Origin of the sequence: Hymenobacter sp. BT559, assembly GCF_016427535.1 — a bacterium.
Lineage (GTDB): Bacteria > Bacteroidota > Bacteroidia > Cytophagales > Hymenobacteraceae > Hymenobacter.
Genome location: NZ_JAELXV010000003.1, coordinates 74,276 through 95,522 on the forward strand (window position 1 = coordinate 74,276; position 21,247 = coordinate 95,522).

The window sequence follows — 21,247 nt, forward strand, 5'->3', positions numbered from 1 at the left end:
TGGCGCAGTAATCAATAATGTTCACAAACGTCAGCACGCGAGATGCTTCGCTGCGCTCTGCATGACAGACGCCTTTATATAATATGACAGAACAAGACGTTAAAACGCTCCTCGCCAAGCTTCCCGTCCTGAAGGCGGAGATTGGCAAAATCATCGTGGGCCAAGAGTCGGTGCTCGACGAGGTGCTAGTGGCGCTGCTGGCGGGCGGCCACGCGCTGCTCGAGGGTGTGCCGGGCCTAGCCAAAACGCTGCTGGTACGCACGCTGGCCTCGGCCACCGATTTGCCGTTTCGCCGCATCCAGTTCACACCCGACCTGATGCCGACTGACATCCTAGGTACCGAAGTACTAGAGGAAGACCACAGCACGGGGCACCGCTCGTTCAAGTTCAACCAAGGGCCCATCTTCGCCAGCCTCGTGCTGGCCGACGAAATAAACCGCACGCCGCCCAAAACCCAAGCTGCCCTGCTCGAAGCCATGCAGGAAGGCCACGTAACCTACGCCGGCCAGGAACACGCGCTGCCCAAGCCTTTCTTCTTGCTGGCCACCCAAAACCCTATTGAGCAGAGTGGTACCTACCCGCTGCCCGAGGCGCAGCTCGACCGCTTTCTGCTGTACGTGCGCATTGGCTACCCCACCGAGCAGGAAGAGATGGCAGTGCTGAGCGGCACCACCGGCGGTGCCCGCGCCGAGGTCAAGCCTATCCTAGGCGGGGCAGATATTCGGCAGTTGCAGCAGCTAGTGCGCCAGGTCAGCCTCAGCCCCGAGCTGCTGAGCTTCGTGAACCGGCTGGTGCGGGCCACGCGCCCAGCCACTTCTACGGTGAAGTTTATTCAGGACTACGGGCGCTGGGGGGCGGGACCTAGGGCCGGGCAGGCGCTCATTTTGTGCGCCAAAGCGCGGGCGCTGCTGCAAGGCCGCTTTGCCGCCACGCTCGATGATATCAAGGCGCTGGCGCCGCCCGTGCTGCGGCACCGGGTGCTCCTGAACTTCAACGCCGAAGCCGAAAACCTGACGCCGGACGACGCAGTGCGCGAGCTGCTAAAAGCCGTAGCGGTGTAACACCGATGGCACGGGGCGCAGCCCCACGCCATCATGAGGTCATCCTAGGTTCTTAATTCACTAGTTAGTAGATGCTTTTTCCTGAACTCCTTTACGCCCTGCGCAACTTGCCCCTTGCCGCCAAGCGGGCGGCCGAAGGCTTCCTGGCCGGCGCCCATGCCAGCCGGCGGCACGGGGTAGGTATGGAGTTTAGCCAGTATCGGCCCTACCTGCCTGGCGACGACCTGCGCCGCCTCGACTGGCGCCTGGCCGCCCGCTCGGACCGCTACTACATCCGGGAATCGGAAGTGGATACCAGCCTCACGGTGAACCTCCTGCTCGACGCTAGCGCCAGCATGAACCACCGCGATGACAACGGCCTCCGCAAGCTCGACTACGCCCGGCTACTGCTAGCCGCGCTGGCCTACTTGGCTCAAAAGCAGGGCGACGCGGTGGGTCTGAGCATCTTGAGTCCGGCTGGTTTGCAGCACCTAGGTGCCCTTTCGGATACGCGCCAGCTACCGCGCATTTACCATACCCTCGAAAATACTGAGGCCACTGGCGCCTTCCCGAGCACAACTACGCTAGCGCCCCTTACGGCACGCCGCCAGCGGGCGCTTACGGTGTGCGTGAGCGACTTGTACGAAGAGGACGGCGAGATAACGCGCCTCTTAGGTCGCCTGCGGGCCGTGAGCGGCGACGTGCTGCTGCTGCACTTGGTAGCTGGCAACGAATTGAATTTTAGCTACAAGGGGCCCGTCACGTTTCGCGACTTGGAGACCAACCAAACCATTCAGCTCGACGCCGACCAGCAACGGGACGCTTACCAGCAGCAGTTACAGCTGTGGCTACGCGACACTGCTCAGAACGCCCGCAGCCAGGGGCTCGATTACCATTTATTGAATACCGCCGAGCCGCTCGACGGAGCGCTACGCGAGTTTTTAACCCGCCGCCAGCGGATGGGCTAGTATTCTTAAAAAGAACCACAAAACCGTCTGTCATTGCGAGGAGGAACGACGAAGCAATCTCTCCTTTTTGGCTGACAGGCAATACAAACGATAAGGAAAGATTGCTTCATCGTTCCTCCTCGCAATGACAGTTTTTAATTGATTTAACTTGTTCGCCCTCAATACCCCTTCTGCGCTGTTTGCCCTGCTCGGCCTGCTGGTGCCGCTGGCCATCCACCTCTGGAACCGCCGGCCGGGGCAGGAGGTAGCAGTGGGCAGCCTGCGCTGGCTAACGGCCGGCGCCAACCGCCGCCTGCGCAACCTGCGCCTAGAGCAGATATGGCTGCTCTTGCTGCGAGCGGCGCTGCTATCCGTGCTGGCGGTGGCGGTGGCGGGCCCCGTGTGGCGGCAGGTGTTGCCAGGCGGCCGGGGGCAGGTGCTGGTGAGCCCCGAGCTGGCGGGCACGCGCTCGCTGGCTGCCGTGCGGCCGGATATTGATTCGCTGCGTCGGCGCGGCTACGCCCTGCGTTGGCTGGGCCAAGGGCTGCCCAAGATTTCGGCCGCCGCTTGGCGAGCCGATTCCTTAGGTCGGCTTTCGGATAGTGTAGTGGCCCTACGCTGGGCTGCTACGGCGGGCTTTTATTGGGAGCGTATCAGGCAGGCAGCGGACACCTTTGCCGGCCAGCCGCTGTACGTGCTGACGCCGGCCACGCTGCGCGGCGCGCAGGGCACCCACGGTCCGCTCCCTGCTAACCTGACTTGGCAGACGCTACCACTGACCACCGAAACTACTTGGCTGCAAGCCGCCAGCAGCAGCCGCGATAGCCTACATCTGCTGTTGGGCAGCAGTACCGAACGCCAAACCACCTTCCGCACGGTGGCCGTGGCGCGGCCTGCAGCGGGGCAACGGCTCACCGGAGCCAACCTGCCGCCTTTAAGCTACGAAACGCCCAGCAACGGCCAGCCGCAGGTGCAGCCGCTGCCCGCCACGGCCGCCGATTTGGGCCGCGCGCTGGCCGCCGTGCCGGTGCAGCCCGCCGCCCTACGCGTGTGGGTGTATACCACGCCCGCCTACGCCCAGGATGCACGCTATCTGCGCGCTGCCCTGCGGGCGGCCAGCGCCGGCCTGCCCGGCCCACTAGCCCTGACGGTAGCTGCTACCTTACCCGACCCAGCAAGCGCGCCCGACTGGCTGTTCTGGCTATCGGCGGCGCCGGTGCCCGCAGCTTGGCGCGGGCGCATAGCCCAGGGGCTACACCTGTGGCAAAGCGCGGCTGGTCCGGGCGTGGCCGACACAAGCGCGCTAGCCACGCTTAATCTTGAGGAAGCGGCCCCGGTCAGCCTTTGGCGGCGGGCCAATCAGCGGGCTAGCGCTACTGCCGAGCCGCTGTGGACCGATGGCCTAGGTCGCCCCGTACTCACCCGCCAGGCGCAAGGCCAAGGCGCATCTTACTACTTTGCTACCCGCCTCCACCCCACTTGGAGCGAGCTACCCGACAGCCCGGCGCTGCCCGCGCTGCTGCTCGGCGTACTGCGGCCTGAGCCAACGGGCGCCGCCCTGGCACGCTTGGCCGCCCACGACCAGCGCCGCCTCGACCCCGCTCAGCTACCCGCCCCCGCCGCCAAAGTAGCCGGGCCGCCTGCCCCTACTGCTTTTCGACTGCTCGATTTACGCCCGTGGCTGGTACTGGCGGCGGGCGTGCTCCTAGCCCTAGAGCGCTGGCTGGCTAGCCGGCGGGCGGCCTTCACCTTATCATCTCCGGCATAATGCAGACCGTCGATTTTGCAGCAAAGACTGACCTAGGGCAGGCCCAGCGGCACATCCAGGAAGTGGGCCGCCACTATGCCTGGCGCTACGCAGTAGCGGTGCTGCTGCCTACACTGGCGGCCGGCGTGCTACTCGGCGTGCTGGCGCAGGTGTGGCCGGCTGGACGGCCCTGGCTAGTTGCGGCCGGCGTAGGTGTGGTCCTTATCGCGGCGTGGCAACTGTGGCCGCTGCGGCACCTAGGGCCAGCGGCGGTGGCACGGCGGCTCGACCGACAGTTTGCCGAGCTTGAAGACAGCACCGGCCTGCTGCTGGTGCCCACCGAGCCAAATCTGCTGGGCCAGTTGCAACAGGCGCATGTAGCGCAGCAATTGAGCCAGCTCATGGCGAACGGTGCGGGATTACTGCCCTTCTCCTTTAAGAAGTCGCTACTCATAACCGGGTTGCTACTCGGCAGCGCGGGACTGCTCACGTTGGTACGCCCTACCAAGCAAGCGGCCGCGCCCGCCAGCGTAGCCGTGCATTTCTCTCCCGACTCCACTCAGAAGCCAACTGCAGCGGGCCCAGCGCGCATCACCAACGTGCGGTTGCTCGTGACGCCGCCGGCCTACACGCGGCGGGCGGCGTTTGTGCCCGCGCAGGCGTCTTTTCAGTGCCCGCAGGGGTCGCGGGTACGCTGGGTAGTGGAGGTAAACCGCGCTGTGCAGTCCGCTCCCTTACTAGAAATAGGGAAGCAGCGCCAGCCACTACAGCCGGTGGCAGGGCAACCTAGGGCCTTTTTTACGGAGCAAACCTTGGCTGCCCCGGCTTTGTACCGGCTGCGCTACGCCGGCCAGGTGTCTGACGACTACGCCATTGATGTGCGGCCCGACCAGGTGCCGGTAGTGCGCATCCAAACGCCGAAGCCGTACACGCTTATTGCAGCCATCGGCACCAAGCCCGAGGTGCCGGTGCGGGCTACCCTGCGCGACGACTACGGCCTGAGCCACGCCGAGCTAGTCATTACGGTAGCTCAGGGGCAGGGCGAAGCGGTGAAATTTAAGGAGGTGCGTCGCGACCTGAGCGCGGCCCTAGGTGGCCAACCCACGCAGAGTACGCTCAGCAACCTGCTTAGCCTGCCTAAGCTGGGCATGACCTACGGCGACGAATTATACTTCTACATTCAAGCCCGCGATACCCACGGCCAAAGTGCCCGCTCCGACACCTACCTGGTGCAGTGGCAAGACACGGCCGCCGCCACCAGTGCCCTCGACATGGGCATGGGCGTGAACACCGCACCCGCCTATTTCCGCAGTGAGCGCCAGATAATTATTGACACCGAGAAACTGATTGCCGAGCGCAAAAAGCTCACGCATGCCGAGTTTACTAACCGGGCCAATGCGCTGGGCTTCGACCAGCAGTCGCTGCGGCTGCGCTACGGCAAGTTTTTAGGGGAAGAATCGGAGAAAGGCATGGGCGTGACGGCTGGCCCCTCACACTCGCCCATTGCGGAGGACGAAGACGCGCCAGCCGCCGCCGAGCCGGCCCACTCGCCCATTGCCGACGAACATGACGAGCACGACGGCCACGACCATAGCCACGCGGCGGCCCCGCCCCGCCCCGGTACCCTAGGCTCGCAAACCGCCGAAACCGACGCGCTAATGGACCCCTACATCCATAAGCACGACGACGCCGAAACTGCCGACTTCTTAGAGCCCGCTGTAAAGGCCAAGCTGCACGCAGTGCTCGACGAGATGTGGGCCGCCGAGCTGCGCCTGCGCACCGGTCAGCCCGAGGCCGCGCGCCCCTATGAGTACCGCGCCCTGCGCCTGCTCAAAGAGGTGCAGCAGCAAACCCGCGCCTACGTTAAGAAAGCCGGCGTCACGCCTCAGCCTTTCCCGGAGGCCACCCTGCGCCTCACCGGCGAATTGAAGGGCGCCGCTGCCCCGCACCTCACCGGCACCGTGCCGGCGCCCGCCGCGCAGCCGGCCGTGCGCGGGGCCCTGCGCTGGCTAGCGGCGGCCCAAGCCGGCCAGCCCAGCCGCGCTGCCGATGCCGCCACCCTCGACCAGGCCGGCCAGGTGCTGGCGCAAGCTGCCCTGCAAAAGCCCGGCGCCTACCTGCCCGCCTTGCGTGCCCTACGCACGCTGGCTACCGATGCGCGCGCCGGCCGCACGCCCTGCGCTAACTGCTTGCCGGTAGCCGAGCGCGCCCTGGCCGACCTGCTACCCTCTCCTACCCCCACCGCCGCCCCGGCCGTGGCGCCCAACCGCCTGGCGCGGCGCTACTTCCAGGAGCTAGACCAGTAGTGTACCGTGGACTCTGCGAGTTCGCGCGTGAACCGACTGACCGCAATGCCATTCTTATTTGACATTATTTACTTATCGCGTATTGTCTTCTCCGCTTGTTTTCTACCTGCTGCTAGTTGGCTGCATCTTACTCGGCGTGTGGCTGGTAGTGGCTGCCTGGCGCCGACCCGCCCCGCGGCGGCGCCTGCTGCGCGTGTTGGCCAGTGCGCTGGTGCCGCTAGGGCTCTGGTTCAGCGCCTACCCGCCCACGCGGGCGGTGCCGACCACACAGTCGGCCGCCATCTTGCTTACCGAAGGGTACCAGCCTGACAGCCTGCGCCAACTGAAGGGGCAGCTTGGGGCGGGCACGCCCGTGTGGAGCTACGGCGTGCCCGCACCCACCGGCGCCCGGGCCCTAGGTAGCCTGCTCAGCCTAGCCGAGCAGCGCCCGGCCCTGCGCCAGCTGCACGTGCTGGGTTACGGCCTGCCCGCCGCCGACCTAGGCGTCCTAGGCAACGCGCCCCTGCAAGCGCACGGGGCACCGGCCGTTGAAGGCTTTCAGCAGGCGCACTGGAGCCCACAATTGCGCCTAGGTCAGACATTAGTGGTAGAAGGCACCGTAGTTTCACCTAGGGCTCCTGCTTGGGTGAGTCTGCGCGCCGCCGGCGCCGGGCGCGACTCGGTGCGGCTAACCAAGAGCGGCACCTTCCGGCTACACTACTTGCCCAAGGTCGCCGGCCGGCAATTGCCCGAGCTGATGCTGCGTCAAGCTGGCCGCGTGGTGGCCATCGAGCCCGTACCGATTGAAGTGACAACCACCAACCAGCCGCCCGTGCTGCTCCTGGCTGCCGTGCCTTCATTCGAGTTTAAGTTTCTAAAAAACAGCCTCGCGGCGCAGGGCCGGGCTGTGGGCTTGCGCAGCACCGTGAGCAAAGGTTTAGTGCAAACCGAGTTTCTCAATCAGCCCGCTCAGTCGCTCGACCATCTCACGCCTAGCCTACTCAATCGCTACGCCGTGGTAGTAGCCGATGCCGCCACGCTAGCGGCCTTGCCTCCCTCAGAAAGCCAAGCCCTACGCGCAGCCACCCAGGCCGGCCGACTAGGCTTGGTAGTGCTAGCTGACGTGGCGCCGCTGCCTACTGCCGCACCCGCCCGCGCCGATTTCAGCATCGTACCCCAGCCCACTACCGGCCCCAGCGCCAACCCGCAGCTGGTAGCCTGGCCCGGCGGCCCGGCTGGCCTACGCACCACTTTGCCGGCCCACCTGCGGCCCACGGCCGCGCTGAAGCCGCTGGTGAATGGACCCAACGCTGCATTGGTAGCTGCCAGCCGGCGCTATGGTCTAGGTACGGTGGTAGTATCAGTGGTACCCAATACGTTTCGGTGGGCGCTGCAAGGCCAGGAAACTGCCTACGGCGCCTTTTGGAGCCAGCTGCTTGGGGCGGCCACGCCGCCGCCCGGCTTGGCCGCCACCTGGCAGCTAGGTAGCCGCTGGCCCCGACCACACTATCCGCTGGCCTTGCGCCTGAGTGGGGCGCTGCCCGCCCCCACTGCGCTGCCGACCGTGCGCCCGTTGGCGGGCGGGGCGGGCGTGCAGCTAGCCCTCGGGCAAGATACTCGCCTGCCCGAATGGAGCACGGCGCAATTTTGGCCGGGCGCGGCGGGCTGGCACCAAGTACAAGGACCTGGCCGCACAGCTTACAATTTCTTCGTGTATGATTCGACCGCCTGGCGCGGGCCCGAGCTGGCCGAGCGCCAGCAAGCACTAGCGCAGCACCTAGGAGCTTTCAAGGCTAGCAGCCACGCGCCCGGTACCGTACAGGAGCCGTGGCCCACTAGCTGGTTCTTTGGGCTAGTCTTGCTGGCTGCTGGCTTTTTGTGGCTGGAAGAGAAACTATAACGCTGTAGAAATCATCATTACGCTATTAATTTCAAAAAGAGGCGCCTGGCAAAGCCCGGCGCCTCTTTTGTTGTGAGATTTCTTAAAAGGTCTTATTCCCTGCTACCGCCTAGAGCGCGCCTTAGTCGCGGTTAGCAGACTAGTTCAGAATTTTTCCTTAGCCCACGCAACCGTTAGCGCAGCCCGCCGGTCAAGCCCCCGAATGCCGCTGCTGCCAGGTCAGGCGTTTGCTTCTCCTTCTGCTTATGCCAGCTGCTACTGCTATCTCCAATGCCTTGCTTGCGGCTTGCCGCCGGGGTGAGGAGGCCGCGCAGTTTCAGCTATACAACCAGCTTTCCTACAGTCTCATGGGCGTTTGCCTACGCTACTGTTCGAGCCGAGCCGAGGCCGAAGACGCCTTGCAAAACACCTTCGTTAAACTATTTACGCGCCTCGACCAATATCGGGGCGATGGTCCTTTTGAAGCGTGGGCGCGGCGGGTGGCGGTGCACACCGCACTGCACGCCGTGGCGCAGCACCGCCTGCGCCACCCCACCAGCACCGGCGCCGACGAGCTCGACGACTACGCGGCCGACCTGCCCAGTCTGGAACCCTCCGCACTGGACACTCTGGCGGCCGATGACCTGCTGCGCCACCTAGCAGCCCTACCTACTGGCTACCGCACAGTACTCAATCTATACGCTATCGAAGGCTACTCCCACCCCGAAATCGCGCAGTTGCTCGGCATTTCTGAGGGCACCAGCAAGTCGCAGCTTGCCCGTGCGCGCCAGCTCTTAGCCCATCGTCTGCGCTTAGCTAACTACAAAAATCTTTATCAAGCATGAACGCAGGCCCGACCCCGCCCAGCCCCGATGACGACGCCAGCGACCCGCTGCTGGCTGCGCTACGGCAGCGCCTGGGCGACTACGGCCAAGCCCCTCCTCCCGGCGCCTGGGCCGCCATCAAGGAGCAGCTACCGCCGCCACGCCCGTGGTGGCAACGCACGCGGTTCTTGCCGTTACTACTCTTACTGCTGGGGGTAGTGGCCGTTACCACCACTGTCATTTTGCGCGGGCATATGGGCCGGCGAGGTCAGGCAACCACCGCTGAGCGGCAGCCGGCGGGTAAGATGCTGAAGCATGATTTTATCGCTCCCGACCTACCTAGGAACGCAGGTCCAAAAACAGTTCCTATTAAATTGAGGTCTGTAGAAACTGCTAGCTCTTCTACTTCTTCACCAGTAACTGCCTCGCCTTTTTCTGCTACCACTGACACGGCGATAACACTTGCTGCGACCAACAGCCTCGCCCAGCCAACCACCTCTCCCAATACTTCAGCTCACTCACCAGTCGGGCGCCCTTCGCGCATCGGCAAAACAGCTTCCGCAGATGCGAGCGGACTTTCTCTCACAGCAGATATAACTGGCGACCGTGCCCATAGCGAGCGGATGTTGAAACAGCCTTCATTAGCACGCGCTAGCACACGCAGACGCAAAACTTCCATTGCTTCGACTTGGCTTTCGGCCGCGCCAGAGTCGCAGGTTAAGAGGTCAGCAAAAGCAGGAGTAGTAAGTCTTAATGTAGTTTCCTCTGTAGAAGCCAGCCGGTCGGTCACGGCTCGCAGCAAAAGGCACCGTACTCGGGCCGAAGGTTCTCTCGCTTCGCAAAGCCCCTCCAAGCAGCACCGTTCGGTACCGTCCGAAACTGCTCTTAACCGAGTTAGTCGCCGAGCCAAAACATATTCAGGTATTCAGCAGGCTAGTGCTGGCACCCGGTTGCAGTCGCGTCTAGGTAGTACTGAGCTAACTGCTGGGCCGCGTACCTCAGTGGGCCGGGCCAGCCAAGTCGATTCCCTGGCACTACACACGGTAGCTCTAGAATTGCCACTGACCTTGACTCAGCCAGTACTTATCGCCCGGCCCGACTCTGTACAGCCGACCTTACCTAGGGCGCGGCGCTGGTCGGTGATGGTGCTGGCCGGGCCCACCCTGAGCTACCGTACCCTAGGCCCAGCGCCCACGCTGGCTGCGCGGCACCCCGATTTTGCTCGCCTCGAGCGGCCGGCGCTGGGCTTGGGCGCGCAGGTGCAACTACGGCGGGTGCTGTCGAGCCGCTGGGCGCTGGCTGCGGGCCTAGGCTACCACGAGTACGCTACCCGACTAGCCCTTGGTATCGTTGACACTAGCGGTCGCAGCCCTAGGTCGGTACATCAGCGCGATGTGTACCGGATGCTTACGCTACCCGTGCAGATGAGCTACGCGCTGGGTGTGCCTCGCCAGCGGCTGGCCTGGGGCCTGTTGCTGGGCTTAGAGCCCAGTTGGTACCTAGGCGGCCGCAGCACCGAGGGTAGCGACTGTGGCTGCCAGCAGCGGCTATATCCGGCCGATTCAGCCAAGACTGGACCTTATCGCTCCTTGTCACTAGCATTGAGCCTAGGGCTCGACCTGCGCTACCGGCTCGGGGGGCCGGCCTCGCGTTGGCAGTGGGTGGTGCAGCCTACCGCGCGCTACATCATTACCCCTTTCGTGCGCAGCGACGCCACTGGCTTCACGCGCCGTCAGCCTTTTAGCCTGGGGCTACTCACCGGTTTTTCCTGGGATTTGCGCTAAGTCCAAAGCAGGCCGGCCGGCTGCTTCTACCTAGCGCTATTATCCTCTTCCACCTTTTTTCCTGGCTGTTATGAATCGTTTGTTTCTCTTGCTCGGCTTGGCCGGACTGCTGCTGGCGGCCGGCTGCCGCAAAGACGACTTGGTTGACTGCACACCCGCTACTTCTAATCTATCACTTCAAGAATTTATAAAGCGCAATGGCGTTCCCGTACAAACCTTTACCCTGACGCTAGGACCTAATTCCGGGAATCAAACCCTTACAACTAACGCTGGCGCTACCATTACCTTCCCCGGCAGCCGCTTCATCCTACCCAACGGTACAGCGGCCAGCGGTTCGGCGCAGGTGCGCGTGCGCGAAATCTATTCGGTACCCGACATGCTATTGAGCAATATGCCCACGCAAGTTATTGGTACCCGCCAGCTGCTAATATCAGGAGGTGAGTTCAGTATCCAAGTATGGCAGAATGGAACCCGGCTACGACTCGCGGCAGGCTCCTCACGCATAGTAGTCAATTCGATAGCTCCGGTTGGTGCAGCTAGCGGCCAGCAACTCGTCTGGCAGCAACTAGCTAATCCTACACCCGACTCGGCGGCGTGGTCGCGGCCCGGCACACTTGACACCGTGCGCACTAATACCTTCCCTAATGGCGTGGCACCTGTTTACAGCATGCCTATTTCGCTTGATTCAGTTAGCTGGTGGAATATTGACCGCCTGTGGTCGCTCTATCAATCGGCTCCCGTAAGAACTATTACGGTGCAGGTACCTGCTATCCCAGCAGCTAGCACTGGTTCAACTCAGGTTTTTATACGGGTGACTGGCCTCAATGGCTTAGCTCGTTTATACCCCAGCAACACAGCCAAAACCAACTGGGTAGCCCAGTTGCCGACCGGAGCTAACATGGTAGTCGCAGTGCTACAATCTGTCAATGGCCAACTCTATTTTGGCTCGCAACCACTTACCACCCAGAATGGCTTGGTCATAACGCCCACCCTAACCGCCGTGAGTGAGGCAGATGCCGTGCGGCTCATCAAGCAATTATAAGAATCGAAGCTATGAAAACGAAAAAGCACCTAGGACAACCCTAGGTGCTTTTTTGCTATCGTATAACTTAAGGACTAGTACGCCCGCGCAAACCAGGCGCGGCGGGTGCTCGGCTTGCCGGTCACGATGCAGACGCCGTCCTCGTCGGGCTCGTTGAGGGGGAGGCAGCGCACGGTAGCTTTGGTTTGCTCTTTGATGAGCTCCTCGGTTTCGGAGGTGCCATCGTAGTGGGCTACAACGAAGCCGCCTTCGCCGTCGAGCACCGCCTTAAACTCGTCGTAGGTGTCGACGCGGGTGGTGTGGGCATCGCGGTAGTTTTTGGCTTTGTTGTAGATATTCAGCTGAATATCGTTCAGCAGCTTATCTACGCTGTCTACTACGTCGGCTAGCGGCAGTTGCAGCTTTTGCTTGGTGTCGCGGCGGGCAGCTTCTACGGTGCCAGCGTCGAGGTCGCGGGCGCCGATGGCTAGGCGCACGGGCACGCCCTTCATCTCCCACTCGGCAAACTTGAAGCCGGGGCGCTCGGTGTCGCGGGCATCCAGCTTCACCGAAATACCGCGCTGCGCCAGGCCCTGCTGAATGGGCCGAATGCGCTCGATGAGCGCGTCAAGCTCACCAGTTTTGTAAATCGGGATAATGACAACTTGAATCGGCGCCAGTTTGGGCGGCAGCACCAGGCCTTCGTCGTCGGAGTGGGCCATGATGAGCGCGCCCATCAGGCGGGTGCTCACGCCCCAGCTGGTGCCCCACACGTACTCAAGGCCACCTTCTTTGTTGGCAAACTGCACGTCGAAGGCCTTGGCAAAATTCTGACCTAGGAAGTGGCTGGTGCCCGCTTGCAGGGCCTTGCCGTCCTGCATCAGCGCCTCGATGCAGTAGGTGTCCTCGGCGCCGGCAAAGCGCTCATTGGGCGTCTTCACGCCCTTCACTACGGGCAGGGCAATGTGCTCTTCGGCAAACTCGGCGTAGACGTCGAGCATCTGGCGGGTTTCGGCTACGGCCTCGGTGGCAGTGGCGTGGGCAGTGTGCCCTTCCTGCCACAAAAACTCGGCGGTGCGCAAAAACAAGCGCGTGCGCATTTCCCAGCGCACTACGTTGGCCCACTGGTTGATGAGCAATGGCAGGTCGCGGTAGCTCTGAATCCAGTTTTTATAGGTGCTCCAGATAATTGCTTCCGAGGTGGGGCGCACGATGAGCTCTTCTTCGAGCTTGGCGTTGGGGTCAACGCGCAGTTTACCTGGCTTGTCAGGGTCGTTTTGGAGGCGGTAGTGGGTCACTACGGCGCACTCTTTGGCAAAGCCTTCGGCGTTTTTTTCCTCGGCCTCAAACAGGCTCTTAGGCACGAACAGCGGGAAGTAGGCATTCTCGTGGCCGGTGCGCTTGAACATGTCGTCCAGGGTGCGCTGCATCTTTTCCCAGATGGCGTAGCCGTAGGGCTTGATAACCATACAGCCGCGCACAGCGGAGTTTTCGGCCAGGCCGGCGCGCTTCACCAGTTCGTTGTACCAGGCCGAATAATCTTCCTGGCGGGTAGGCAACTTCTTGCTCATATCGGGCATCTAGCGACCAGCTGGTCGACCTAGGCAACTGCCAGGTCGAAACTGGTACAGGTTTTGTGTCAGTAACTTCGAAATAAAGGCACCGTTTTGGGGCGAAATTACGTTATAGTAACGTGCGCTGGGGCGGAATCTTCGTTGGTACTGTATCTTGTTCGGCCGGGCTTCGTTAGCAAGGCTTCACGTAGCCTCCATACGCGCGACATTTTTTTACTATCCCACTCAGCTGCAAGCTGATTTCGCCTTTTTTCAGCCATGAAAAAAATACTCACCGCTACGCTGCCGGCCCTGGCAGCGCTCGCACTTGGTGGCTGCGCCACCACAGGGGCTATCTCCTCCACGGAGGACGACGGGGTGTATTACTCCTCGGCCGACCGCACGACCGTAACGCCCTACGCTGCCCGCCCTCAAACCGATGGTTACGGCTACGAGACGGCCCGCGCGCAAACCCAGACTACCCAAACCACTGAGGATGCAAACCCCGATTACCAAGGCGGCACGCAGGGTACGGACGCGAGTACTGATTACTACGACGATAGCTATACCTCGGCATCGCCTAGCGGCTTTGGCCAGCCTTATACCGGGCCTGGCGTAAGCACTTACAACTACACGCCGACCTGGTCGGTGTCGCCGTCATTTTATGGCTCGCCCTTCGGCTACGGCACTGGCTTGAGCTTTGGCTATGGCCTAGGTGGCTTTGGCGGCTACAGCCCCTTCGGCTACGGCCTAGGTTACCCCGGCTACGCTGGGTTTTATGACCCCTTCTTCTCGCCCTACGGCTATGGCTCGGCCTTCAGCCTGGGCTTTGGCTACGGCTTCGGTGGATTTGGCAATCCCTATGGCTTTGGCTCGCCGTTTGGCTATGGCTACTCGCCCTACTACGCCTATGGCCGGTACCCCTACGGGGGCGGTGGCTACTACGGCGGCAACTACTACGAGGGCGGCTATGGCGGAGCCCGCCGCTATGTGTACAAAAATGCCATCGTGAACGGTGGCTACCCCAATGGCTATGACCGCAACGCCATTCGGGTGGGCCGGCGCGAAGGCCGCGCTACCAACGCCGTTGGCGCGGGTGGTGGCGTAGTTGCCCCCGGTGGCAACGGTACCAACGCTCCTTCGGGCGTGATTGGGGGCCGCCGCGTGGTAGGTGGCGCCGCTTCGGGCTTCGGCAATGCTACCGCTCCGGCTCCGGGCCAGCTCACCGGCAACGACCCTACGGCCGTGACGGGAGCCCAGCCCACTACGGGTGGTCGTCGCTTCGACCAGCCCACCGTGAACCCCAACTCGCCTAGCCCTAACGGCCGCGGTGGCTGGCGCTCGATGGATGCTGGCGCCAACGGCGGCTACAACCAGCCGCGCTCCGATGCTGCCGCCACTAATCCCGGCGCGCCGCAGCCGCGCCGCGGCGGTTTCTTCCGCGATGTATTTGGTGCCCAACCCAATGGAGGCGGCAATAACGGTGCTCAAAACGGCTTTTCGCAGCCGCAGCAACGTGGCTTCTCGCAGCCACAGCAACAGCAGCGTGCTTACTCGCAGCCCGACCGTGGCTTCCAGCAGCAGCGCATGGAGCAGCGTAGCTTCCAGCCTGCTCCTGCACCGGCTCCGTCGTTTGGCGGCGGGGGTGGAGGCGGCGGTGCTGCTGGTGGCTTTGGCGGGGGTGGCGGTGGCCGCCGCGGCCGCTAAGCCGCACCTGGCTTTTCTTGTTGCTGAAACGTGTTTCGCAGGGAGCCGGCCCCCACGGCCGGCTCCTTTTTTTCTCTCCTTTTTCCTATGAAAAAACGGATTCTTTGGCTTAGTCTGCCCCTAGCACTCGGGCAGGCCAGCTACAGCTATGCCCAAGATGCCACCGACGCGCTACGCTACTCGCGGCTGCAGTTTGGGGGCTCGGCGCGCACCCTAGGTATCGGCGGGGCCAACGTGGCCCTAGGTGCCGATTACGGCTCCGTGAGCTCGAACCCCGCGGGGTTGGGCTTGTACCAAAAATCTGAGATTCAGATTACCCCTGGCTTTAGCGTGGGGCAAGGCGAAGGCACGCTGCTCAACAGCACCACAGCTACCGGGCCGCTCAATCAAAATGCCAATAACTTCAACTTCAGCGGGGGCGCTGTGTTTTCGTCGCGCCGCAGCCGCCTAGGATATGGCAACGACGATAGCGCCTGGAAAGGTGGGGCCTTTGCCATCGGCTTTACGCGTATCGCTGACTTCAATGCGGGCTCCAATTATTCGGGGACTGTCAACGATAATACGTCGCTGCTACAGCGCCTGCGCGACCCCCGCGTTCCTATCACAGGCCGTAACAATGGCAGCATCGAAGACCAGTATACAAATAAAGTCTACACGAACCTAGATGGCCTGGGCTACGCCGCTCTCCTCACGGAAGTAGACACTGGCCGACGCGGCCAAGATACTCTCTTGACGCAGCGGCGCGTGGGGCCCATCACGCAGGGCGAACGCATCCAAACCTCAGGCTCGATGTCGCAATTTGACCTGGCCTACGGTGGCTCGTATCGCGACAAGCTCTACATTGGCCTAGGACTGGGCATTGTAACGTCGAATTTTCACTCGCGACGCACCCTGACGGAGGCGGAAAGTGACCAGAGTACGCCTTTTGTTAACCTCGCCCTCTACGACGATGTGCAAACCAGCGGTACCGGCTTCAATGCGCGCCTAGGGCTGATTTATCGCGTTGTGGATGCCGTACGCATCGGGGCTTCGGTGCAAACGCCCACCTGGATGCGCATGACCGATACGTATACCCAGTCGCTCAGCACCAGTTTCACTTCTCCTAGCAACCCATCTGAGAACTATTCGTTCGACACTGGCACCAATCAGTACGCCTATACCATCACCACGCCCTTCCGGGCTAATGGGGGCGTGGCCGTTACCATCGGTAAGTATGGCTTCCTGACCGGCGACGTAGAGTACGTGGGTTACCAGCAGGCGCGCCTCGACAGCAACCCCAACAATGCCCTAGGTGACAATGCCGACTTCTCGGACACGAACGCCTACATTCAGCAGAACTACGCCAAGGCTGTGAACCTGCGCTTTGGTGGTGAGGCGCGGCTCGACATCTTCCGGGTGCGCGCGGGCTTTGCCCACTACGGCTCGCCCTACACGGCCACCACGGTGCTCAACCAGAGTGCCACCGGCCTGGCTCAGAATCACTACACGGCGGGCCTTGGGCTGCGCACCAGCAATTTCTTTCTGGACGTAGCCGGCGTGTATACCCGCTATAACACCTACTACTCGCCCTACACCCTCAACAACTACAGCGAGCCCGTGGTGCAGGTCAAAAATGACCGCTTCACTACTACCCTCACGGCCGGCTTCACATTCTAGTCCTAGGCTGTCATTTTCTTAAGTAAAAACGGAAGGCCCGCCGAGCAAGCTGCTTGGCGGGCCTTCCGTTTTTGGTTATCTACTCAGCGGCCTTATTTATCGCGGTTGTTTAGCCATGCGCACTTGCAGCTGCAGGCCAGTGGTGGTAGTGGTAGACGTAGAAACAGGCACACTCACGACCAGCATTACGCCATATTGCGGCGTGGCTTCGTCGGTGCGAAATGCGTATATCTGGCCCGCCCGCACTGGGCCAATTTGCTGGCCCGTAGAAGCACCACTCGTAGCGGCCCTATTAAAAACATTTCTGATGGCTGCATCGGTGAGCAAACCCACAAAAGCGCTATCGGCTCGGACGGCAGGATAAATGCGCGTGGCGCGGCGGTACGCTGGCTCCCATCGTTTATCATTGAGCCTAAACGAACTAGATGCCTGCGCGTCGGGCGTCACTAGCGTCAGGCCGTCGGGCAGCACAATCAGGTCAGTCAGCTTTTGCAGGGCAGTTTGGCTGGCGGGGCGGCTGGGAGACGTGTTCAGCACTGAGTAGGCGGGCAGGGCCAAGCCAGCGTTCAATTGCAAAAAGCGCCGGGCACCGGGCCGGTTGGCCGGCGCTACCAGCTTCAGCGTGTAGTCATGGTAAGTGTTGAGCGAATCGAGGCGGCGCATGCTTATCCGAAAGGCGCGGCTGGCCTGCACCACCGTATCGGCCGACAGCAGCTCGTACTCCCAGCGCTCGGCGCCCGTGGTGGTGCGCACCCCAAATACGGAGGTAAACAGAAAGCTTTTAGAGGTAGCCGCGCTCTTATTTAGCAGTGTATCGAGGTAGATAAAGCCTCCGTCGGGGTTGTTGTTAATCAGGTCGCGGCTGATGGAGCTGGCCGGCGTAGGGTACAGAAAGGGGGCGCGGCGCGGCGTGTACCGAACCGTGATGCGCAGGCGAGTCAGGAGCTGGCTGGGGTCGTCGGTATTCGCCTCTGCGTAGATGCGGCTGGCCAGCGTGTCGCCGGGCACCGTGGTCGTCCGGTTGCTCGCCGTGAAGCGGGTGCTGCCCACAAAATCGAGGCGCTGGGCTTTATCACCGGTAGAATCGGTGCAGGCCGCCAGCAAGGCCAGGCCAGAAAATAGCAGCAAGAGGCGCATCATATTTACAAAGGTCGGCAGCCGGGCTCGGATGCGCCGGCAGCTCTCCCTAACCCAACGTGCGGCGGGGCCTACTTATTTCTGCCGCCTAGGTATTGCTCGCGGGTGAAGTTGTGGCGGCGGCTACCTCGCCATCTTCAGGTAGCTCTCACGCCCCTAGGTTACCTTTGGGCTTCGATGACAGCTGCCCTACCCGTTTTATTTAAGAATCCTGCTGGCCAGCTCGCGGCCGACCCCGCCGGGTTTTTGCGCATGGACTGGTCGGGGGCTGCCCGCACCCTGGCCGATACCCAGGGCCTGCTCACTAGCATGGCCCAGGCTTTGCAGCAGCGCGGCTGGGCCAAAGTACTGGCCAACCAAACGTTGATGCAGTCGTTCTCGCCCGCCGAGCAAGCCTGGATACAGGAGTGGCTGCCGCTCGCCGTGCACGAGGGTGGCTACCGCTTCGGAGCTATTGTAGTGTCTACCGATACCTACGCACGCTTGGCCACGGCCTATATTACTACCAACGTGGGCGGCCTGCCCCTGCGCTACCGCTCCTTCGACGATGCGGCACAGGCTACCGCCTGGCTGCTGCGCGTGGGCTAGCGCACACCTAGGAAGCGAGCGCCCTGCAGCACGCTATTATCTTTGGCTTTTATGCCGGCCGAGCTTACTCCTCTTTTTGCAAACACTGCCGGCCAGCTAACTGCTGAGCCCACCGGGTTTTTGCGCGTGCACTGGTTTGCCCAGCCGCGCACCCTGGCCGATACGCAGGCTCTTTTCACCAATATGGCGCGGCTGCTAAAGCAGCGTGGCTGGAGCCGCATCTTGGTAAACCAGGTGGCAATGCGGCCGTTTTCGCCAGCCGAGCAGCAGTGGGTATCGCAGGAGTGGCTGCCCCAGGCCGTGCGCGAGGCGGGCTACCGCGCGGGGGCCGTTGTAGTGTCTACCGATACCTATACGCGCCTGGCCACGGCTTATATTACGACCAATGTAAGCGGCCTGCCCCTACGCTACCGCTCCTTCGACACCGAGACCGAAGCTGTGGCGTGGCTATTGCAGCAACCGACCTAGGCGGCCCGGCGTTGTAGCAGGGTGGCCTACTGGCGGGGCGGCTTGGTGCCTGCCCATTTACTGCTGATTTTTACTTCATGCACGAGCTTTTTACCGAAAACCAACCTTTCCGCGCCAATGGCCGCCTCTGGATAGAAGGCCCGGCCGACCGCTTTCTGGGTATCGGGCGGCTCGAACTGCTGGAGCGCATCGCGGCCACAGGCTCTATCTCGCGGGCAGCCAAGGAGATGGGTATGTCGTATAAAAAAGCCTGGGACCTGGTAAGCTCTATGAATGCCCAGGCCCGTCAGCCGCTAGTGGGTACCCAGGCTGGCGGTGCCCACGGCGGCGGGGCCAGCCTCACCGAGGCTGGCGCGCAGGCCGTGGCCGAGTTTCAAGCTATGCAGGCGCGGTTCGCGCAGTTCCTGGCCGACGAAACGGCTCGGCTGTACCAGTAGCGCTTAAGCCTGTACCTTGGCCAGCGGCCGACCTAGGGCCCCGCGGCTACCGGCGAAATGGCTTGGGCCTAAGCTGCTGGGCGGCCGCGTCTACAATATCGCTAATGCGCTGCTGGCGCGTGGCGGGCCGCTTGGCCAGGGCTACCCACTGCAGTATGTTTTGCCGCACTGATTTGCTCAGGCTCAGAAAGTAGCGGTGGGCGGCCGGGGCGTTTTCTAGGGCCAGCGCTAAGTCGGTAGGCAGCACCAGGGCAGTGGCCTCATCGAGCAGCGACCACGCGCCATTTTTCTGAGCGACTTCGATACTAGTGAGACCGGCTGGGGTCATGCGGCCTTCGGTAATCAGCCGCGCTACTTTATACTTGTTAACCTTCGACCACCCGCTGGTGGGCTTGCGGCAGCTGAAGTACTGCTGGTACCGCTCGCCATCCAGCGGCTTGGCCTGGCTGTCTATCCACCCAAAACACAGGGCTTCGTCTACGGCCTGGCTCCAGGTTAGGCTAGGTTTATTAGTGGCCTTTTTATAGTAGACCAGCCACACAGCCTGCTCCGTGGCGTGGTGCGCTTGCAGCCACTCGCGCCAGTGCTCCGGGCTACTGGGGCAAAAGGTTGTAGGTTCCTTGGTGGGCTTCATGGCTGGCTACGGATGGCTTATTTCATAGCCACCAAAATCAGGTTGACGAACACCATGCCCGCTAGGTGGTAACTGCCAGTGATGAGGCCATAGAAGAACGGCCGCGGCATGTTGGGGTTGATGGCAATGTTGACGGTATTGCTCACCAGATACCCTACCCCCACCAGCAGCGCAAAGCTCAGAGCGGTGCCGTAAGTATCGATGTGGAGGGCGTAGAGCAGTACGGCGCAGGTAATGGTAATGAGGAGTACGCACACGGCCGGCCCCACTATGTAGAGTGGGTCTTGGCTTTGGCCAGCGGCCGGCTCGTGTTCTTTCCCGAGCGAGGCCCGGTAGGGCTTGGGGAAAAGCACCATATACCACAGGGCACCTAGCAGAAAATACGCCACAAAAGCGACCAGCACACTTAGCCAATTAATGGAAGTCAGCACGTTAAACATGGGCAGCAGAGAAAGTGAAGGGTTAAAAAGCGTTGTTGCTTGACCCTACAAAAGTCCTGACCGCTACTGACAGCCCTGTGTCAGCAGCCTAGCTCGAGGTGCAAAAAAAATTGTAGGCCCGCTGCGCCAGCTCGCCTAGGTGGGTGCGCAGCGCGGGCGGCTCCACTACGGTCACGGCCCCCGCGTAAGGCAGCAGCCAGGCGGCCAGGTAGGGCAGCGACCCCAGAAACAACGTCATTTCCAGGCTACCATCGGGCAGGGGCTGCTCGTGGGCCCAGCCGTACTGGCGCTTGGTATCGTGCAGGCGCCGCGCGGCCTCAGGCAGCATCGCGGTGGGCTGAAAGCGCAGTACTACTTTTTCCTTGGCTCGCCCGCGCTCGGCCTGCGCGGCCCAGTAGTGCTGCAAGGTTTCGGGGCGGGCCGCAAATACTTCCTCGCTGAGCGTTAGGTGCTCGATGCGGTCGAGGCGAAACTCCCGGAAGGCCTGCCGCAGCCGGCAATAGGCCACCACGTGCCACTGCTGGCTTAGGTACAGGCCGATAGGCTCGATAGCACGCTGGCTGGGGGCCTCAGCGGTCGCGGCCTGGTAGCGCAAGTGCACCACCCGCTGCGTGGCCACGGCCGTGAGCAGCAGTTGGTGAGCATCGGTGGGGTGGCCGGCCCGGCTGGCGGGGCCAAGCACCTGAATGTGCGGGGCTAGGGTTTCGAGGTGGTCGCGGTCGGGGCGGCGTAGCACGGCGCGCAGCTTGTCCATGGCTGCGCCAGTGAGCTGCGCCGTGGGCGCGTCGGTGAGGCGGGCGGCCAGCTTCTCAGCCGTGAGCAGGGCGGTGGCTTCCTCGCGGGTAAACAGCACGGGCGGCAGCCGGTAGCCCTCGGCCAGCGAGTAGCCCACGCCCGCCTCGCCAAAGAGCGGTACCCCGGCCAGCTCGAGCGTGCGCAAGTCGCGGTATATCGTGCGCAGGCTCACGCCAAACCGCTCGGCCAGGGCTGGGCCACTCACTACACGCTTGGCTTGCAGCTGAATAAGGATGGCCGTGATGCGGTCGAAGCGATTCATAAGAAAAAGAAGGGACCTAGGCGGCAGCTCGACGCCAAGCCGT

General features: G+C 62.4%; 18 protein-coding genes. 13 read left to right on the plus strand and 5 right to left on the minus strand.

The annotated features are described in order from the left end of the window. Nucleotides 1–83: 83 nt before the first annotated feature. From JAO77_RS11135 to JAO77_RS11170, 8 genes are all read left to right on the plus strand, one after another. The gene (locus tag JAO77_RS11135; protein WP_198990464.1) at nucleotides 84–1,061 is read left to right on the plus strand and encodes an AAA family ATPase; all 978 of its coding nucleotides are present in this window, start codon (nucleotides 84–86) and stop codon (nucleotides 1,059–1,061) included. A 71-nt stretch (nucleotides 1,062–1,132) separates the two neighbouring features. After that, entirely contained in the window at nucleotides 1,133–2,008 is an 876-nt protein-coding gene (locus JAO77_RS11140) for a DUF58 domain-containing protein (protein ID WP_198990465.1), read from the plus strand. A 148-nt stretch (nucleotides 2,009–2,156) separates the two neighbouring features. Further along, nucleotides 2,157–3,755: a BatA domain-containing protein gene (locus tag JAO77_RS11145; protein ID WP_198990466.1), complete on the plus strand. Its 1,599-nt coding sequence runs from the start codon at nucleotides 2,157–2,159 to the stop codon at nucleotides 3,753–3,755. Next, a complete protein-coding gene (locus tag JAO77_RS11150; RefSeq protein WP_198990467.1) occupies nucleotides 3,755–6,040 on the plus strand; it encodes a hypothetical protein in 2,286 nt (761 codons plus the stop codon). Before JAO77_RS11145 ends, JAO77_RS11150 begins: the two co-directional genes overlap by 1 nt. Before the next feature lie 82 nt (nucleotides 6,041–6,122). After that, a complete protein-coding gene (locus tag JAO77_RS11155) occupies nucleotides 6,123–7,919 on the plus strand; it encodes a hypothetical protein (protein WP_198990468.1) in 1,797 nt (598 codons plus the stop codon). Between the two features lie 245 nt (nucleotides 7,920–8,164). Continuing rightward, the gene (locus JAO77_RS11160; protein ID WP_198990469.1) at nucleotides 8,165–8,743 is read left to right on the plus strand and encodes an RNA polymerase sigma factor; all 579 of its coding nucleotides are present in this window, start codon (nucleotides 8,165–8,167) and stop codon (nucleotides 8,741–8,743) included. 1,046 nt (nucleotides 8,744–9,789) lie between these two features. Continuing rightward, nucleotides 9,790–10,506 (plus strand): porin family protein, encoded by a 717-nt coding sequence (locus JAO77_RS11165; RefSeq protein WP_198990470.1) that lies wholly within the window; start codon nucleotides 9,790–9,792, stop codon nucleotides 10,504–10,506. 70 nt (nucleotides 10,507–10,576) lie between these two features. Then, nucleotides 10,577–11,548, plus strand: coding sequence for a hypothetical protein (locus JAO77_RS11170; protein ID WP_198990471.1), 972 nt, complete (start codon nucleotides 10,577–10,579; stop codon nucleotides 11,546–11,548). A 74-nt stretch (nucleotides 11,549–11,622) separates the two neighbouring features. Here the strand turns inward: JAO77_RS11170 and proS are convergent, their stop codons facing one another. Next, the gene (gene proS / locus JAO77_RS11175; RefSeq protein ID WP_198990472.1) at nucleotides 11,623–13,098 is read right to left on the minus strand and encodes a proline--tRNA ligase; all 1,476 of its coding nucleotides are present in this window, start codon (nucleotides 13,096–13,098) and stop codon (nucleotides 11,623–11,625) included. 261 nt (nucleotides 13,099–13,359) lie between these two features. On the opposite strand from proS, the gene JAO77_RS24375 reads away from it, so the two are divergent. Continuing rightward, nucleotides 13,360–14,787, plus strand: coding sequence for a hypothetical protein (locus JAO77_RS24375; protein WP_198990473.1), 1,428 nt, complete (start codon nucleotides 13,360–13,362; stop codon nucleotides 14,785–14,787). 87 nt (nucleotides 14,788–14,874) lie between these two features. Further along, nucleotides 14,875–16,443, plus strand: coding sequence for an OmpP1/FadL family transporter (locus JAO77_RS11185; protein ID WP_198990474.1), 1,569 nt, complete (start codon nucleotides 14,875–14,877; stop codon nucleotides 16,441–16,443). A gap of 96 nt (nucleotides 16,444–16,539) precedes the next feature. On the opposite strand, the gene JAO77_RS11190 is transcribed toward JAO77_RS11185, so the two are convergent. Then, complete coding sequence (locus JAO77_RS11190; RefSeq protein WP_198990475.1) at nucleotides 16,540–17,583, minus strand: hypothetical protein; 1,044 nt, start codon at nucleotides 17,581–17,583, stop codon at nucleotides 16,540–16,542. A 174-nt stretch (nucleotides 17,584–17,757) separates the two neighbouring features. Here JAO77_RS11190 and JAO77_RS11195 point away from each other — a divergent pair, with 174 nt between their 5' ends. The 3 genes from JAO77_RS11195 (at nucleotide 17,758) to JAO77_RS11205 (ending at nucleotide 19,073) form a co-directional block, all read left to right on the plus strand. Further along, entirely contained in the window at nucleotides 17,758–18,168 is a 411-nt protein-coding gene (locus JAO77_RS11195) for a hypothetical protein (protein WP_198990476.1), read from the plus strand. 51 nt (nucleotides 18,169–18,219) lie between these two features. Further along, complete coding sequence (locus JAO77_RS11200) at nucleotides 18,220–18,636, plus strand: hypothetical protein (RefSeq protein WP_198990477.1); 417 nt, start codon at nucleotides 18,220–18,222, stop codon at nucleotides 18,634–18,636. Nucleotides 18,637–18,713: 77 nt separating this feature from the next. Next, complete coding sequence (locus tag JAO77_RS11205) at nucleotides 18,714–19,073, plus strand: winged helix-turn-helix domain-containing protein (protein WP_198990478.1); 360 nt, start codon at nucleotides 18,714–18,716, stop codon at nucleotides 19,071–19,073. A gap of 46 nt (nucleotides 19,074–19,119) precedes the next feature. On the opposite strand, the gene JAO77_RS11210 is transcribed toward JAO77_RS11205, so the two are convergent. The 3 genes from JAO77_RS11210 to JAO77_RS11220 all read right to left on the minus strand — a co-directional run bounded on the left by JAO77_RS11210 (nucleotide 19,120) and on the right by JAO77_RS11220 (nucleotide 21,204). After that, nucleotides 19,120–19,707: a YdeI/OmpD-associated family protein gene (locus JAO77_RS11210; RefSeq protein WP_198990479.1), complete on the minus strand. Its 588-nt coding sequence runs from the start codon at nucleotides 19,705–19,707 to the stop codon at nucleotides 19,120–19,122. 17 nt (nucleotides 19,708–19,724) lie between these two features. Continuing rightward, nucleotides 19,725–20,147 (minus strand): DUF1761 domain-containing protein, encoded by a 423-nt coding sequence (locus tag JAO77_RS11215; protein WP_198990480.1) that lies wholly within the window; start codon nucleotides 20,145–20,147, stop codon nucleotides 19,725–19,727. Nucleotides 20,148–20,235: 88 nt separating this feature from the next. Continuing rightward, nucleotides 20,236–21,204 carry a helix-turn-helix transcriptional regulator gene (locus JAO77_RS11220; protein WP_198990481.1) on the minus strand — a complete coding sequence of 323 codons (969 nt, stop codon included), beginning with the start codon at nucleotides 21,202–21,204 and terminating at the stop codon, nucleotides 20,236–20,238. Between the last annotated feature and the right edge of the window lie 43 nt (nucleotides 21,205–21,247).

What these genes read in the sequence shown, in the direction of transcription:
- JAO77_RS11135 (WP_198990464.1), top strand. Translation starts at nt 84, where the DNA reads ATGACAGAACAAGACGTTAAAACGCTCCTCGCCAAGCTTCCCGTCCTG.
- JAO77_RS11140 (WP_198990465.1), top strand. Translation starts at nt 1,133, where the DNA reads ATGCTTTTTCCTGAACTCCTTTACGCCCTGCGCAACTTGCCCCTTGCC.
- JAO77_RS11150 (WP_198990467.1), top strand. Translation starts at nt 3,755, where the DNA reads ATGCAGACCGTCGATTTTGCAGCAAAGACTGACCTAGGGCAGGCCCAG.
- JAO77_RS11160 (WP_198990469.1), top strand. Translation starts at nt 8,165, where the DNA reads ATGCCAGCTGCTACTGCTATCTCCAATGCCTTGCTTGCGGCTTGCCGC.
- JAO77_RS11170 (WP_198990471.1), top strand. Translation starts at nt 10,577, where the DNA reads ATGAATCGTTTGTTTCTCTTGCTCGGCTTGGCCGGACTGCTGCTGGCG.
- proS (WP_198990472.1), bottom strand. Translation starts at nt 13,098, where the DNA reads ATGAGCAAGAAGTTGCCTACCCGCCAGGAAGATTATTCGGCCTGGTAC.
- JAO77_RS24375 (WP_198990473.1), top strand. Translation starts at nt 13,360, where the DNA reads ATGAAAAAAATACTCACCGCTACGCTGCCGGCCCTGGCAGCGCTCGCA.
- JAO77_RS11185 (WP_198990474.1), top strand. Translation starts at nt 14,875, where the DNA reads ATGAAAAAACGGATTCTTTGGCTTAGTCTGCCCCTAGCACTCGGGCAG.
- JAO77_RS11190 (WP_198990475.1), bottom strand. Translation starts at nt 17,583, where the DNA reads ATGATGCGCCTCTTGCTGCTATTTTCTGGCCTGGCCTTGCTGGCGGCC.
- JAO77_RS11195 (WP_198990476.1), top strand. Translation starts at nt 17,758, where the DNA reads ATGACAGCTGCCCTACCCGTTTTATTTAAGAATCCTGCTGGCCAGCTC.
- JAO77_RS11200 (WP_198990477.1), top strand. Translation starts at nt 18,220, where the DNA reads ATGCCGGCCGAGCTTACTCCTCTTTTTGCAAACACTGCCGGCCAGCTA.
- JAO77_RS11205 (WP_198990478.1), top strand. Translation starts at nt 18,714, where the DNA reads ATGCACGAGCTTTTTACCGAAAACCAACCTTTCCGCGCCAATGGCCGC.
- JAO77_RS11210 (WP_198990479.1), bottom strand. Translation starts at nt 19,707, where the DNA reads ATGAAGCCCACCAAGGAACCTACAACCTTTTGCCCCAGTAGCCCGGAG.
- JAO77_RS11215 (WP_198990480.1), bottom strand. Translation starts at nt 20,147, where the DNA reads ATGTTTAACGTGCTGACTTCCATTAATTGGCTAAGTGTGCTGGTCGCT.
- JAO77_RS11220 (WP_198990481.1), bottom strand. Translation starts at nt 21,204, where the DNA reads ATGAATCGCTTCGACCGCATCACGGCCATCCTTATTCAGCTGCAAGCC.